Source organism: Kaistia dalseonensis (genome assembly GCF_030814715.1).
Lineage (GTDB): Bacteria > Pseudomonadota > Alphaproteobacteria > Rhizobiales > Kaistiaceae > Kaistia > Kaistia dalseonensis.
In genome coordinates this window covers 505,071-519,302 of the sequence record NZ_JAUSVO010000001.1, presented here as the reverse complement: position 1 = coordinate 519,302, position 14,232 = coordinate 505,071, and the positions used below count along the sequence as shown (strand labels likewise).

Annotated in this window: 12 protein-coding genes; 5 read left to right on the top strand and 7 right to left on the bottom strand. The window is 65.9% G+C overall.

Annotation, left to right across the window (positions count from 1 at the left end; genetic code table 11):
* Positions 1 to 45: 45 nt before the first annotated feature.
* Positions 46 to 1,440, bottom strand: coding sequence for a M48 family metalloprotease (locus tag QO014_RS02330; RefSeq protein WP_266347031.1), 1,395 nt, complete (start codon positions 1,438 to 1,440; stop codon positions 46 to 48).
* Between the two features lie 129 nt (positions 1,441 to 1,569).
* Here QO014_RS02330 and QO014_RS02325 point away from each other — a divergent pair, with 129 nt between their 5' ends.
* Complete coding sequence (locus QO014_RS02325; RefSeq protein WP_266347030.1) at positions 1,570 to 2,733, top strand: aminotransferase class I/II-fold pyridoxal phosphate-dependent enzyme; 1,164 nt, start codon at positions 1,570 to 1,572, stop codon at positions 2,731 to 2,733.
* A 3-nt stretch (positions 2,734 to 2,736) separates the two neighbouring features.
* Here the strand turns inward: QO014_RS02325 and QO014_RS02320 are convergent, their stop codons facing one another.
* Positions 2,737 to 4,026 (bottom strand): ROK family protein, encoded by a 1,290-nt coding sequence (locus tag QO014_RS02320; protein WP_266347029.1) that lies wholly within the window; start codon positions 4,024 to 4,026, stop codon positions 2,737 to 2,739.
* A 171-nt stretch (positions 4,027 to 4,197) separates the two neighbouring features.
* Here QO014_RS02320 and pgi point away from each other — a divergent pair, with 171 nt between their 5' ends.
* Both pgi and QO014_RS02310 read left to right on the top strand, forming a co-directional pair.
* Positions 4,198 to 5,856 carry a glucose-6-phosphate isomerase gene (gene pgi / locus QO014_RS02315; protein ID WP_266347028.1) on the top strand — a complete coding sequence of 553 codons (1,659 nt, stop codon included), beginning with the start codon at positions 4,198 to 4,200 and terminating at the stop codon, positions 5,854 to 5,856.
* A 114-nt stretch (positions 5,857 to 5,970) separates the two neighbouring features.
* Positions 5,971 to 6,525 carry a GNAT family N-acetyltransferase gene (locus tag QO014_RS02310; RefSeq protein ID WP_266347027.1) on the top strand — a complete coding sequence of 185 codons (555 nt, stop codon included), beginning with the start codon at positions 5,971 to 5,973 and terminating at the stop codon, positions 6,523 to 6,525.
* Positions 6,526 to 6,553: 28 nt separating this feature from the next.
* Here QO014_RS02310 and QO014_RS02305 read toward each other — a convergent pair whose 3' ends face one another.
* Complete coding sequence (locus QO014_RS02305; RefSeq protein ID WP_266347026.1) at positions 6,554 to 7,231, bottom strand: Crp/Fnr family transcriptional regulator; 678 nt, start codon at positions 7,229 to 7,231, stop codon at positions 6,554 to 6,556.
* A gap of 112 nt (positions 7,232 to 7,343) precedes the next feature.
* The gene (locus tag QO014_RS02300) at positions 7,344 to 7,970 is read right to left on the bottom strand and encodes a TetR/AcrR family transcriptional regulator (protein ID WP_266347025.1); all 627 of its coding nucleotides are present in this window, start codon (positions 7,968 to 7,970) and stop codon (positions 7,344 to 7,346) included.
* Between the two features lie 174 nt (positions 7,971 to 8,144).
* Here QO014_RS02300 and QO014_RS02295 point away from each other — a divergent pair, with 174 nt between their 5' ends.
* On the top strand, positions 8,145 to 11,630 hold the full coding sequence (locus QO014_RS02295; RefSeq protein WP_266347024.1) for an acyl-[ACP]--phospholipid O-acyltransferase: 3,486 nt from the start codon (positions 8,145 to 8,147) through the stop codon (positions 11,628 to 11,630).
* 19 nt (positions 11,631 to 11,649) lie between these two features.
* Here QO014_RS02295 and QO014_RS02290 read toward each other — a convergent pair whose 3' ends face one another.
* From QO014_RS02290 to QO014_RS02280, 3 genes are all read right to left on the bottom strand, one after another.
* Positions 11,650 to 12,000 carry a TfoX/Sxy family protein gene (locus QO014_RS02290; RefSeq protein WP_266347023.1) on the bottom strand — a complete coding sequence of 117 codons (351 nt, stop codon included), beginning with the start codon at positions 11,998 to 12,000 and terminating at the stop codon, positions 11,650 to 11,652.
* Between the two features lie 12 nt (positions 12,001 to 12,012).
* The gene (locus QO014_RS02285; protein ID WP_266347022.1) at positions 12,013 to 12,678 is read right to left on the bottom strand and encodes a TenA family protein; all 666 of its coding nucleotides are present in this window, start codon (positions 12,676 to 12,678) and stop codon (positions 12,013 to 12,015) included.
* Positions 12,679 to 12,744: 66 nt separating this feature from the next.
* On the bottom strand, positions 12,745 to 13,185 hold the full coding sequence (locus QO014_RS02280; RefSeq protein ID WP_266347770.1) for an RrF2 family transcriptional regulator: 441 nt from the start codon (positions 13,183 to 13,185) through the stop codon (positions 12,745 to 12,747).
* Between the two features lie 148 nt (positions 13,186 to 13,333).
* Here QO014_RS02280 and QO014_RS02275 point away from each other — a divergent pair, with 148 nt between their 5' ends.
* On the top strand, positions 13,334 to 14,230 hold the full coding sequence (locus QO014_RS02275; protein ID WP_266347769.1) for an NAD(P)/FAD-dependent oxidoreductase: 897 nt from the start codon (positions 13,334 to 13,336) through the stop codon (positions 14,228 to 14,230).
* The last annotated feature ends 2 nt before the right edge of the window (positions 14,231 to 14,232 follow it).

Below are 14,232 nucleotides of genomic sequence, written 5' to 3'. Positions count from 1 at the left end.
CTCTGCTTTCTGCCGCGTCGGCGGCCCGGGGTCCGTGCCTGCCGGTCAGTTTGGCTTGGGAGGGTTATAGGACAGTATATCATCGGCGCGAAGCCATCCCGGCGAGCCGCGCTTCAACGCCGCCTGCGCCCGCTCGGCATGCATGCGGGCCGCCTTGAAATCGCCGCTGGAGAACTCCCCCTGCGCCGTAGCGAGATCGGCCATCGGTATGTCGCCGCGCAGCGCATAGGCGCGCGCGAGGCTGCGATAGGCGATCGGCACGTCCGGGTCGATCTGCAGGCCCTGCGTCAGGTTCTTGACCGCCTCGTCGACCGACTTCTTGTCGCCGACCTCGACCAGCGCCTGCCCGAGCAGGATCTTGATCAGCCCCGAGCGCGGCGCGAGCGCCACCGCCTTGCGCAGCGACGGCAGCGCCTGACCCGCGCGGCCGTTCTCCAGCATGATCTGGCCCTGCAATTCCCAGAAATAGGGATTGTTCGGCTGCGACTTGACCAGCTCGGCGACCTGGGAGAGCGCGCTTTCGGAATTGCTGGTGCGATAGGCGAGGATCGCGCGGGCGTAGCGCGCCGGCAGGCTCACATCGTCGGGCGGATAGCGCCGCATCACCAGCGACGTCTCCTCCGTGAAGGCGGAGAGCTTGGCGCGAACGAGATTGTGCCGCGCCTTCAGCGCGTCGGAATCCTTGGTGTTGTAATAGGGGCTCGCCTTCGCCTCGCGCTGGATCAACTCGATGCGTTCGGCCGGCATCGGGTGGGTCTGCAGATAGGGATTGATGCGTGTCTGCGAGAACAGCGTGTTGTCGGCGAAGCGCGTGAAGGTCGTGATCATGCCCTTGGCCGACTGGTGGGTCTTGAGCAGATATTCGAGCGCCGACTGGTCGGCCGCCATCTCCTCCGAGCGCTGATAGGCGAGCAGGCTGCGTCGCGCCGCTTCCGACGCACCGGCCGCAATGCCGCCGCCGGCCCGCGCCGCATCGCCCGAACCTGCCGCCGCGCCCGCGACCGCCGCCCCGATGCCGAGCAGGCCGCCGATCGTCGCCAGCGTCTTCGCGCGCTCGATCTGCTGGCGCAACTGCACCTGATGGCCTCCGGCCAGATGCCCCGTCTCGTGCGCAAGCACGCCGATCAGTTCGTTCGGCACCTTGGAATCAATGATCGCGCCAGTATTGACCACGATCTTCTGGCCGTCGGCGACGAAGGCGTTGAACGCCGGATTGGCGACCAGATAGAGCTGAACCGAGGTGGAGCGTATGCCCGCCACCTTGAAGATCGGCACGATGTAATCCTGGATCAGCGCCTCGGTCTCGGCATCGCGCACGAAGCCGCCGGTCCGGGTCTGGGCACTGGCCGGCGCGATGACGGACGAAACGGCGAGACAAAACGCAAGTCCAATGCCGGTGGCACGGCGAGCCAGTGAAACCGGCGAAGTCGTTTGCGGCATGTCGCTCTCGTCTGTGCTTCCCCTGAAGGCGCCTGCTCTGTATGAACCAGCGGCACCACTCGTCCTCTGCCGACCGATGCGCAGAAAATGAGGCGAGAGCAAGTCTTTTTCTATCAAGAGCGGATCACCATGACGTCAGCAGAACGCCCGCCATCACGGCGCAGCGCCGTCGCTCCCTTCATCGCCATGGACGTCCTCTCGGCCGCCCGAGATCTGGAGGCGCATGGCCATCATGTCGTGCACATGGAGCTTGGGGAGCCTGGCGCAACGGCGCCGCGCGCCGTGCTTGATGCGGCCCGCGCCGCGCTCGACGAAGGCCGGATCGGCTATACCGAGGCGCTCGGCTCGCGGGCGCTGCGCCAGCGCATCGCGCAATATTACGCCGACACCCATGGCATCACTGTCTCCCCGGCGCGCATTGCGATCACCACGGGCTCCTCGGCCGGCTTCAACCTGACGTTCCTCGCCGCCTTCGATCCCGGCGACCGAGTCGCCATCGCCGCGCCCGGCTATCCGGCCTATCGGAACATTCTGGGCGCGCTCGGCCTCGAAGTGGTCGAGATCGAAACCACCGCCGAGACGCGCCATGCCATCACGCCGGCGATGCTGGAGGCAGTTCACCGGGAGAAGCCGCTCGCCGGCTTGCTCGTCGCGAGCCCGGCCAATCCGACCGGCACGATGATGACGCCCGAGGCCCTGCGCGCGCTGGTGATCGCTGCCGACGATCTGGGCATTCGCTTCATCTCCGACGAGATCTATCACGGCCTCGTCTATGACGGCGTCGCCGAGACGGCGCTGCGGGTTTCAGACCGGGCGATCGTGATCAACTCCTTCTCGAAGTATTACTGCATGACCGGCTGGCGTATCGGCTGGATGGTGCTGCCGGAATCGCTGGTGCGCCCGATCGAGCGGCTCGGGCAGAGCCTCTATATTTCAGCGCCCGACCTTTCCCAGCGCGCGGCGATCGCGGCCTTCGACGCCACGGAGGATCTGGAGGTCATCAAGGCTGGCTATGCCGCCAACCGGCGTGTCCTGCTCGACCATCTGCCGGCGATCGGATTCGAGGACATCTTCCCGGTGGATGGCGCCTTCTATGTCTATGCGTCGGTGCGCCGCTTCTCGAACGATTCGGCCGAGTTCGCCCGCCGCATGTTGCATGAAGCCGGCATCGCCGCGACGCCCGGCGGCGATTTCGACCAGCGCCAGGGCCATGGCTATATCCGCTTCTCGTTTGCCGGAGCCGGAAGCGAGATCGTCGATGCGGTCGCCCGGCTGAAGGGCTGGCTCGCCTGAGCGCTATTGCGAGGGAGCGTCGACGCGGCCGGGCTGGATCTGGCGCGGCGGCCTGGACGGGGTGACGGGCCGATGGTCCGTCCCGGCGAAGAGCTCCCTGTCGAGCCTTTGCAGCGCGCCGGCGAGAATGCCGGCATCGACGAGACCATCCTCGGCGGAGAACACCTCGATCTCCGTCATGCGGCTGAGCTCGGCCACGAGCCCCTCGCGCAGGCCGATCTTGAAGCCCTCCTCCATCAGGTCGAAGGCGGCGACGCCGCGACCGGTGAAGGCGACGCGGCTCGGATTGATCAGCGCGATCAGGCGCGAGACACCATAGCCGAGCGCAAGCCCCGCCTGGTGATAGGCCTCGCGCACGCGCGCCTCGCCTCCCCGCGCACGCTCCTCCAGCCGCCGCATCGTCTCGGCATCGGGATCGATATCGGCGGGCGGAGCGTCGGGCGGCAGGTTCTCGACCGAGCGGTAGATGGCATAATCGGCGACATAGGCCTCGACGCATCCGCGCCGGCCGCACCGGCAGAGCGCGCCGCCGGGCATGTGGTTGGCGTGGCCGAACTCGGCGCCCGATCCGAACGCCCCGGAAAAGAGCTGGCCGTTCACATAGAGGCCCATGCCGACGCCATAGGCGATGAAGATGACGCCGAACGTGCCGCTGAAGCGGACGGGATCGCGTGAATTGAGCGCGCGCGCCATCATGTTGACGTCGTTCGTCATCGATGCGGCAATGCCGAGCGCCTCGGATACGGGCACCGGCACGGGCCCGACCTCGGTGGCGATGGTCGGGCTCCAGAGCAGGCGGCCGGTGGTGGTGTCGACCACGCCGGGAACGGCGATCGGTATCTCCGAAATCTGCCCGTCGGCGATCTCCTTGGTCTTGATGAAATCGCGGATCGTCTCGATCAGGCTCGGCACGAAATTGACCGCCTGCGGTCCCATGGTCGGGATCGGCACGCGCGTGCGATCGCGCAGATGGCCGGCATAGTCGGAGAGGATCAGCGTTACGGCATTCAGCGAGACCTTGACGCCGAGCACATAGGCCGCCTCGGGATTGAGCGAAAGCGCGACACGCGGTCGGCCACGGCCGAGCGGCCGCTCGGCGCGATCGTCGATCGCTGCTGTCTCGATGATGTTCTCCGACAGAAGATCGGCGGTAATGGCGGAAATTGTAGCCGGGCTCAGGCCGGTCTCGCGGCCGAGTTCAACGCGGGCCAGCGGACCGGAGCGGCGAAGCGCCTCCAGTACAAGTCCCCTGTTCTGGCGCCGGACCAGCTCTGTATCTGCTTTGCTCTGCACGAATCTTCTCCCCGCGGGAGCATCGTCGATCAAATCTTGATTTCCAAGGAATTTCCGCTTTGCAGCAGCCCGGGTGTCCTCGTCATCTCGTCGCGCCGTGCTCGCCTTGCCGAAGTGTCGCGGGCATCGTATGTGGTCGGAAAGCTCCCACTCGCTTCGAAGGATGCCACCATGATCGCCGCACGAACCGCCGCATCGGCGGCCGCCGTCGCCAATGCCTTCGCCGCTCTTCGCAATCACAGGGACCGGGTCGAGGCGCAGAACCTGCGCGGCCTGTTCGCAGCCGATCCGCAGCGCTTTGCGCGGCTGTCCCTCGAAGTCGATGGCCTCACCCTGGACTATTCGAAGAACCGGATCGACACGGCCGCACTGGTCGCGCTGCTCGATCTGGCCCGCACGGCCGGCGTTGAAGAGCATCGCGCGGCCATGTTCGCGGGCGAGAAGATCAACGTCTCGGAAAACCGCGCCGTGCTGCATGTGGCGCTCCGCGCGGAGGCAGGCGAAAGCTATGTCGTCGACGGCAAGAATGTGGTCGAGGACGTCCACGAGGTCCTCGACGCCATGACCGCATTCGCCGAGGGCGTGCGCAGCGGCGCGATCGCCGGTACGGGCGGCGCCTTCACCGATGTCGTCAATATCGGCATTGGCGGCTCCGATCTCGGCCCCGCCATGGTGACGCGCGCGCTCAGCCCCTATCATGACGGCCCACGCCTGCATTTCGTCTCCAATGTCGACGGCGCGCATATCCACGACACGCTGGCCGGCCTCAACCCCGCCACGACGCTGTTCCTCGTCGCCTCCAAGACCTTCACCACGATCGAGACCATGACCAATGCGGGCACGGCCCGCCGCTGGATCGTGGACGCGCTCGGCGAGGCGGCGGTCGGCGCCCATTTCGCGGCGATGTCGACGGCGATCGCCAAGGTGAAGGCCTTCGGCATTGACGATGAAAGCCGCATCTTCGGCTTCTGGGACTGGGTCGGCGGCCGCTATTCGGTCTGGTCGGCCATCGGCCTGCCCGTCATGATCGCGATCGGCGGCGCGAATTTCCGGCAGTTCCTCGCCGGCGCCCATGCCATGGACGTGCACTTCCGCGACGCGCCGCTCGACCGCAACCTGCCGGTCCTGCTCGGCCTCGTCGGTGTCTGGAACCGCAATGTGCTCGGCTTCCCGGCCAAGGCGGTGCTGCCCTATGACCAGCGTCTCGAGCGCTTCGCCGCCTATCTGCAGCAGCTCGACATGGAATCGAACGGCAAGCGCGTGACGCTCGAAGGCGCCCCCGTGCCGACCGCGACCGGTCCGCTCGTCTGGGGCGAACCCGGCACCAATGGCCAGCACGCCTTCTACCAGTTGCTGCACCAGGGCACCGACGTCATCCCGGCCGATTTCCTCGTCGCCGCCAATGCGCATGAGCCCGACGACATCCACCATCGCCTGCTGCTCGCCAATTGCCTGGCGCAGACGGAGGCGCTGATGCGCGGGCGGACGACCGACGAGGCGCGCGCCGAACTCGCCGCCGAGGGCAAGTCGCCGAGCGAGGTCGAGCGGCTCGCCCCGCACAAGACCTTCCCCGGCAACCGCCCCACCAACACGATCCTCTATTCGAGGCTTGACCCCTTCACGCTCGGCCGCCTGATTGCGCTCTACGAACATCAGGTCTTCGTGCAAGGCTCGATTTGGGGCATCGATTCCTTCGACCAGTGGGGCGTGGAACTGGGCAAGGTGCTCGCCATGCAGATCCTGCCGATGATCGAGGGCACGGCGGGCGCGGAGAACCGCGACGCATCGACGGCCGGCCTGATCGGCGCGATCGCCAAGCTGCGCAGCTGATCTCCGGCGCGGGCCGGCCGCTCCGGCGGCCGGCTGTGATGCCGGTCACTCCTCGAATCAATTCTGCGGCGTTATGCTGATACCGCGGGGCGTTTGAGGAGAAGCTGGCGCGCAATGTCGTTTGATTCCGCTGATTTCAAGCATTATGCGCGTACGGTCGTCGATTATTTCGGACTTGCCGACATCGCAATACGTGCCGCCGACAAGGCCGACTTCGCGCGTCTCGCGGAAATACAGGTGGCGGCGCTTTGCGCGAGCGGCCGAGACCTGTACGGGCCGGTGAAGATCAAGCGCTTCGTCGAGCGGCATCTCAGACAAACTCTCGCGCTCTGCCGCACCCCGAATTTCTATGTCGCCGAGACGCATGCCGGCGTCGTCGGCTGTGGCGGATGGACCCGGGTCCGCAGCGGCGACAATGAGGTTCCCTGCGCGGTGAGCTTCTATGTCGATCCGGAGCACCAGCGGCGCGGCATCGGACGCAGCCTCTTGACCCTGACCGAGACCAGCGCGCGCAAAAGCGGCATCGCCTGGCTGACCGCCTTCCCGCCGCTACATGGCGCCGACATGTTCCGCGCAACCGGCTATGCGGCGAGCGACGTCGTGCCGTTCGATCTCGGCGACGATTACAGCCTCGACCTGCTGGTCATGCGCAAGCGCCTCGTCGGCTGAGCCCGCCCCGCCCCTGCATACAGGCCGGTCAGTTATCCTTGACCGAGCGGTGCACCAGGATGCGATGGCCGTCGATCGACAGCCGCCCCTCCTTGGTCAGAGCGCGGATCTGCTTGTTCACCGCCTCGCGGCTGGCGCCGAGCATCTGAGCGAGCGAGCCCTGGGTCAGGTCGAGCTCGACGATGGCGACATCGCGCTCGATCCGGCCATGGATCAGCGCAAGCTGGCGCAGCAGCACCAGGAGACGGTGGCGCAAATCCTGGAACACCGCGCGGTTGACCTGGTCGTTGGTCTGCCTGAGCCGCTCGCAAAGGCCCAGAATGATCTGGCGCTGCAGGCGGTTGGAGCTGTCGAGCAGGTTCAGGAAGGATTGGCGCGGCACGAAGATCAGCGTCGATTCGGTGAGCGTCGCGGCGCCGGCACTGCGCGGCAGGCCGTCGATCAGCGCGATCTCGCCGATCACCTCGCCTTCCTCGAAAAGCTGGATCGTCAATTCCCGGCTATCGTCGGCCGTCAGGAAGATGCGGACAATACCGCTGACGACGCAATAGAGCCCATCCGATTCATCCCCCTGCGCGAAGAGCAATGTATCGGCGCCATAAGTCGACAGGCGGGCAATCTGCGCCAGACGGGTAAGATCGTCCTTGTCGAGACCATTAAAGAAGCTGGTTCGCCCGAGCGATGAGAGGATCTCCGCTATCTGCACCTAATCCCCCGAAGTCGAAATACGTTTGGCAATGAGACAATGTGCCAGCAATACCATTGGGCGTGCAAATTGACGAGGCGTTGTGCACTGCCGATCAGGGGATTCCGGCCCCTCACGAAAGTGTGACCGGTGGCGGCGACGCGGGAGCGGGTCCCGCCGCGATCATCCGCTCGACGAGGAGATGGCCGAGCGCTCGCGGCGGCACGGCGGCAACCAGCGTCAACTTGCGCGACACGGCGAGCGTCGAGATGCCATGCAGCGCGGCCCAGAGCGCGACCACCGTCATGCGCCTTGCCTCTGGCGACGGCCACGCCTCCATCAGCGGCGCCAGCGCCGCGACGACATTGTCGATCAGGCGGTCGAGCGTCGCCTTGTACCAATCCGGCAGTTCGGCGCCGGCCGGCAGGCGATGCTCGAACAGCAGCGACCAGAGCAGCGGATCGGCCTCGACGAAATCGAAATAGGCGTCGACGAGCCGGGCCCGACGCTCGGCCGGCAGCGAGGCCCCGGCCGCCTTCAGCGCCGCATCGAGCCGGTCCAGCGTGTCGCCGTTCACATGGACGATCAGGTCGTCGAGATTGGCGAAGAGATTATAGAGCGTGCCCGGCGTGTAGCCGATCCGCTCCGCGACGCGGCGAACAGTCAGGCCGCGCAACCCCTCCTCGCGCGCGACGGCGCCGGCCGCCTCGCGCGCCAGCCTGCGCAGTTCGTCCGGGGCATGGTCGTTCCGACGGGCCATGGCGATCTCACCTTCCAGCTCGGCCGGCGCTCTCGAAACCGGCCTGATGTTGGTTCAACTACCACATATTGAACATTGTTCAAAACGATGCTACCGAATTAAACGACGTTCAATAAATGCGGACTTGCGAGAGACCGCGAACTGGCTGAGGCTCGATCCATGGACACATTGCATATGGACGTTTCACAGGCTCAAGCCCCCGCGCCGCCTCTTCTGCGGACGCCAGGCTTTCTGCCGCTCTTCATCGTGCAATGGTTCGGCGCCTTTGCCGACAATGCGCTCAAGAGCGCATTCGGCTTCATGGTGGCCTATGGCGGCGCCGATCTCTTCGGCCTGCCCTCCTCCGTCGCCGTGACGCTGGGTGGCGGCGTGTTCATGCTGCCCTTCTTCCTGTTTTCCGGCGTATCGGGCCGCCTCTCCGATTCGATCGACAAGATGCTGGTCGTCAGATGGACGCGGATCGCTGAAATCGTGCTCGCGATCATCTCGTCGATCGCCATCATGATCCATTCGGCGCCGCTCGCCCTGTTCGGCATGTTCCTCTATTCGGTCCAGTCGACGATCTTCGGGCCGGCGAAATATTCGATCCTGCCGCAATTCGTCGGCCGCGAGCGGCTGGTTGCCGCCAACGCGCTGTTCGAGGGCTCCACCTTCGTCGCCATCCTGCTCGGCACGCTGTTCGGCGGGCTGACGATCGGCCTGGGCGGCACATGGATCGCGGTTGCGGGCCTCGTCGGCGCTGCCTTGATCGGCGCTGCCGCATCCCTGTTCGTGCCCTCGGCCCCGCCCGCCCCAAACTCCGCCCCCTTCAAATTTTCGCTACTCGGCTCCAGCCGTGCGGCCTTCGCGGCGATCCGGCGGCGCCAGTCGGTGTTCCTGGCGGTGCTCGGCATCTCCTGGTTCTGGATGATCGGCCTCGTCGTGATGTCGATCTTCCCGGATTTCGCGCAGAAGACGCTGAAGGTCGACGAGATCGTCGCCAACCTGCTCGTCGCTGCCTTCGTCGTCGGCATCGCGCTCGGCTCGGCCGCGACCTCGAAGCTGCTCGCCGGACGGATCTCCGCGCGTCACACGCCGATCGGTGCGCTGGTCATGGCCGGCTTCATGATTGACCTCTCGCATTCATCCGCCGCCCTCGGTGCGCTGGTGGGCGATGGCTCGATCGGCTTCGGCGCTTTCGTAACCTCGGCCGCCGGCATTCACGTTCTGATCGACCTGGTCGGCGTCGCGTTCGGCGGCGGGCTCTTCACCGTGCCGCTCTACGCCATGCTGCAATCGCGCTCGGAGGAGCATGAGCGTTCCGCCGCGATCGCCGGCAACAACATCATGAATGCGGCGCTGATGGTGGCCGGCACGGTCGCGGCCGCCGTTCTGCTCGCCGCCGGTGTCACGACGCTGCAGCTTCTGTTCTGGCTCGGCCTCGCCAATATCATCGCCGCCGGCGTGTGCCTCAAATTCGTGCCTGACGAGGTCGTCAAGGCACTCGGCCAGCGCCTGTTGCAGCTTCTCTTCAGGGCCCGCGTGCAGCACATTGAAAGCTACGGCGATGGCGAAAGTGCCGCCGTCGTGGTCGTCAATCACACCTCATTCATTGATGCCGTGCTGATCGGCTGCCTGCTACCGGGCAAGCCGGTTTTCGCCATCAACAAGTTCATCGCCGAGCGGTGGTGGGTGAAGCCGGCCTTCCTGTTCTTCGACCTGATCCCCGTCGATCCGACCAGCCCGTTCACCGTCCGCAAGATGGTGAAGCTGGTCAAGGAAGGCCGCCGGCTCGTGATCTTCCCGGAAGGACGCATCACGGTCACGGGCGCGCTGATGAAGGTCTATGACGGCCCGGCCATGATTGCCGCGCTCGCTGACGTGCCGATCATCCCGGTCCGCGTCGCCGGCGCCCAATATTCGATCTTCTCCCGCCTGAAGGGCAAGGTCCGGCGCCGCCTGTTCCCGGAAATGCACCTTTCCGTGTTGCCTGAGCGCTCGATCGCGCTGACCCCTGGTCTGATCGGGCGGAAGCGCCGGGCCGAGGCCGGGGCGCATCTGCAGGCGATCATGACGGAGATGGTCTATGAGACCAGTCCGCCGCTGGAACCACTCTTCGACAGCCTGCTGCACGCCCGCCACCTGCATGGCAGCCGGCCGGTGCTGGAGGACGTCACCCGCGCGCCCATCGGCTATACGGGGATCGTCCGGGGTGCCTTCGCGCTCGGCAAGTCGATCGCCCGCATGAGCGCGCCGGGCGAACGTGTCGGCCTGATGCTGCCGAACACCATCGCCTCGGTCGTCACCTTCTTTGCGCTGCAACTGACCGGCCGCATCCCCGCTATGCTCAATTTCTCGGCCGGCCCGGCGGGAATCGACGCGGCGCGGCGCGCGGCCGAGATCAGGCTGGTCCTGACCTCGCGGCGTTTCATCGAGCAGGGCCGCCTGCTGCCGCTCGCCGAAACGCTCTCGGCGCATTGCCGCGTGGTCTATCTCGAGGATCTGCGCGGCGAGATCGGCGCGATCCGCAAGCTCTTCGCGCTCGCCGGAAGCCTCGCGCCCGGTCTCGTCGCTCGCCTCGCCTTCGGCAAGGGCGCCGCGATCGACGACGAGGCCGTCGTGCTCTTCACCTCAGGGTCGGAGGGCCTGCCCAAGGGCGTCTCGCTCAGCCACCGCGCCATCCAGGCCAACCGGCAGCAGGTCGCCAGCGTGATCGACTTCTCGCATGAGGATATCGTCCTCAACGCGCTGCCGCTCTTCCACGCCTTCGGGCTGACGGCGGGTTGCCTGCTGCCGCTTTTCTCCGGCGTGCGGCAGATGCTCTATCCCTCGCCGCTGCATTACCGGATCATTCCGGAAATGGCCTATGACGTGAACGCGACCATCCTGTTCGGCACCGATACGTTCCTCGCCGGCTATGCCCGCATGGCGCATCCCTATGATTTCTACTCCGTGCGCTATGTCTTCGCCGGCGCCGAACGGCTCAAACCCGAAACGCGCCGCGTCTGGGCGGAGAAGTTCGGCATCCGGCTGCTCGAAGGCTATGGCACCACGGAAATGGCGCCTGTCATCGCCATCAACACGCCGATGGCCAACCGCCCCGGCTCCGTCGGCAAGCCGCTGCCGGGCATCGAGACGCGGCTCGAGCCGGTCGAGGGCATTGACGAAGGGGGACGACTGCTGGTGCGCGGCGAGAATGTCATGCGCGGCTATTATCGGGCCGAAGCGCCCGGCGTGCTCGAGCCAGTGATCGACGGCTGGTACGATACCGGCGACATCGTGACGATCGATGACGGCTTCATCACCATTTCCGGCCGTGCCAAGCGCTTCGCCAAGATCGGCGGCGAGATGGTCTCGCTCGCGGCGATCGAGGCGCTGGCGGGCGAACTATGGGCGCATCACGCCTCGGCGGCGACCTCGGTGCCGCATGATCGCAAGGGCGAGGAAATCGTGCTCATCACCGAGCGCCCCGAGGCGGACCTTGCCGAACTGCAGCGTTTCGCCCGCACGCGCGGATTGTCGGAAATCATGCTGCCCAAGACAATCCTGCTTGTCGAGAAGCTGCCGCTGCTCGGCTCGGGCAAGGTCGATTTCGGAGCCCTGAAGGAACTGGCGCTGGCGACGAAGAAGAGCGCTATCCCCGCCGCAGAGGCAGAGGCGGCGGTGATGTCGTCCGCCTGAGCCGTCATCGAGACGGGCGCTATTTCCGCTTCCTGGCCGGCTTGGCCGCGTTCGCCCTGATCGCGACCTCGACCGCCGCGAGCGCCCAGTCGCGCAATTCATCGGGCTCGTCGAGCAGGCGCTCGGGAATGCGCCAATAGCTGGTCAGCGTGCGCTTGCCGTCCTTCGTGTCATAGCTGAAGGGCAGGCAGCCCTCGGCCTCGAAGCTTTGCCGCGTCGTGTCGTCGGCCTTGAGATGCACCGTCTCGTAGGCGACCAGGCCGAACATCAGGCCGTCGCGATAAATGCCGAGCCCGCCGAACATGCGCCGGAACGTGACGCGGCCGACGGGCTCGAACAGTTCGGCGAGAAATTCGTCATCAGCGGACAAGCCTGCCTCCCCTCAATCCGCGAGCGACAATCCCATCTGCCAGAAATCGGCTTCGAGCCGGACGGCATGGCGGAATGTCGCGAGCAAGCGAGGATAGCGCGCCTCGGTGAGATAGTCGCCGGCGAGCCGTTCGATCTGTTCGAGGCTCGCTTGTGCCACCGCCTGATAGCCCGAGCCGGCATATTCATGGATCCAGTCGGCATAGGGATTGGTGCCGTCGAGGCCCTGCCCCGTCTGCGCGAGCTCGGCTCCGATCTCGGCATAGCCGACGACACAGGGGGAAAGGGCAATCAGTATGTCGAGGATGTCGCCGCGAAGGCCCGCCTCCTGCACGAAGCGCGTATAGGCGATGGTCGCGCGCGCCTCGGGCGTCGCTTCCACGGCGGCGGCGTCGAGGCCCCATGAGGCGCAGAGGCGAAGATGCAGCGAGGTCTCGTCGAGGATCGCCTGGATGCCGGCGGAGGCCTTGCGCATCTCGGTCAGGCTCGGCGCCTTGTAGAGCGCGATGGCATAGGCGCGGGCGAACTCGATCAGGAACAGATAGTCCTGGACCAGATAATGCTGGAAGGCCGGCTTGGGCAGCGTGCCGTCGCCGAGGTCGCGCACAAACTCATGATGGACATAGGCGTCCCATTCAGCGGCGGCATCGCGCTTCAGTCGTTCGAACAGCAGAGTCATGACATCTCCCGATGCAGGCAACGCAATCGCCCGCATATCCAAGGGCGAGGCATAGGCGATTCCATCTCAGAACTGAATGCCGTGATCGCGGGCCCGTACACCGAAATCCCGGGCGATATCGGCTATGGTCACCTTGGCGAAGCGCCCGAGCAGGTGCGTCTCGGCTTCGCGCAACGCGTCGCCGACGGCAGCGTTGACGGCCTGCTCGACGAGGCAACTCGGATGATCGCTCGTCGGACCGAGCGCGAAGACTGAAGGTTCGCCCAGCGCGAGATAGACATCGAGCAGGCTGATCTCGTCGAGGCTTCGGCTGAGCTTCCACCCGCCGCCGTGCCCCTTTTCCGACTGGACATAGCCCTTGTCCCGCAGGCCGGCCATCGTCCGGCGCAGCACCACGGGATTGGTGTTGAGCATCAACGCGATCATCTCGGAGGTCAAAGGCGCCTCATGCTGATCCATATGAATCAGCACATGCAGCATCCGCGAAAGCCGGCTGTCGCTTCTCATCATGTCACCTCGCATTTGCGCCATCCTTAGCAGCGCCCAACACATGTAACAATACAGGTTGCGTGATCGCCGGCGTCGTGGCATCACGCAACTTATGAAGTGGCGTCAATTGGCCCGACGTCATCTGTTCGACCAGGAGACCTCCCGCATGCACTATGACGCGATCATCATCGGCGGCAGCTTCGCCGGCCTCTCCGCCGCCATGCAACTCGCCCGTGCCCGCCGGAAGGTGCTGGTCATCGATGCCGGCCTGCCACGCAACCGTTTCGCCGAGGCGTCGCATGGGTTCCTCGGCCAGGACGGCAAGGCGCCCCATGAGATCATGCGGGAAGGCCGCCGCCAGTTGCTGCTCTACCCTACCGTGGAGTTCATCGACGGCATGGCGGTCCGGGCGCGGCAGGAAGATCAGCATTTCTCCGTGACGCTGGCCGACGGGCGAGAGGCTGAGGGGTCAAAGCTGATCCTCGCCATCGGACGCCGCGACGAATTGCCGGCAATTCCCGGCCTGGAGGAGCGTTGGGGCGCCACCGTGCTGCACTGCCCCTATTGCCACGGATATGAGGTCGCCGGTCGCCAGCTCGGCGTTCTCGCCAATCATCCCGGCTCGCCGCATCAGGGCCTGCTGATCCCGGATTGGGGGCCGACGACCTACTTCACGCAGGGAACGTTCGAGCCCAGCGAAGAGGAGGCGGCGGGCATGATCGCGCGTGGCGCGGTCATCGAGCGGACGCCGATTGTGGCGTGTCTCGGCCCAGCGCCGCGTCTGGAAGGCGTGCGCCTGGCCGACGGACGGATCCTGCCGGTCGAGGCGATCTTCACGGCCTCGAAGACCCATATGGCGAGCCCGCTGGCGGAACAGCTCGGCTGCGCTTTCGATGCGGGAATGACCGGGCCTATCCTGCGGGTCGACGATTGGAAGCAGACCACCGTCCCCGGCGTCTATGCCGCCGGCGATGCGGCCAACCCGATGCACAACGCAACGCTGGCTTCAGCCTCGGGCGTGCTTGCGGGCGTTGCTGCGCATCGCTCGCTCTTCATGCCGTAACC